This is a genomic window from Lamprobacter modestohalophilus (assembly GCF_016583905.1).
Classification (GTDB): Bacteria; Pseudomonadota; Gammaproteobacteria; order Chromatiales; family Chromatiaceae; genus Lamprobacter; species Lamprobacter modestohalophilus.
In genome coordinates, this window is sequence record NZ_NRRY01000196.1 from 1 (window position 1) to 640 (window position 640).

1 protein-coding gene is annotated in these 640 nt (G+C 59.7%); it reads left to right on the forward strand.

The window, feature by feature from the left end:
• The coding region (locus CKO42_RS26850; RefSeq protein ID WP_274608986.1) for a JAB domain-containing protein at window positions 1–288 on the forward strand (288 nt) is incomplete at its 5' end.
• Window positions 289–640: the final 352 nt, after the last annotated feature.

A 640-nucleotide genomic window follows, 5' to 3' on the forward strand; every position in this document is an offset into this window, starting at 1 on the left:
GGTCTCGCGCAAGAGCGTCCAGCTGTCGTGGATGCCCTGCTCACGCAAGCGCTGGCGGATCAACTGCACGAACTGATACGCAAGCACGGTGATGAACAAGTGCCCTTCGGCACGTGCTGCCGTCTTGCGCATAACCACCCAAGCGGCGTGGCGGAGCCGAGTCAGGCGGATCTACGTATCACCAAGCGCTTGCAGCAGGCGTTGGAGCTGATCGAGGTGCGGGTGCTGGATCACATCGTCATCGGCGAAGGCGATGGTACCTCGTTCGCGGAGCGTGGGTTGATCTGAGGGCTGGTTCTGAGCAGGAGGCCGGCAATGGCTGGCCTCCGAGGAGACGGTTTGGATGAACCTGTTGATACTGAGATGAGGTGCGGGATGGCCCCGCTGAAGAGGATGTTTGCACATGAGTGAGATTGTCTTCGATTGGAGCACGCGGGGACAGACCAACTTGGCCTGCCCGCTCGGTGATCACCGCTCAACGCCTCGTGTCAGCCTGCGGCGCCGTCTACTGCGCTAGTGCAACCCTGTTAAATACCTGAGACCGTTCCCAGATAGTAACCTCGTCATTCTCATCATTCACATAGCGACTGACCGGAGGTTCGTACCGATGCCGCGCTGTACTGCAGCCCCAGTTGACATC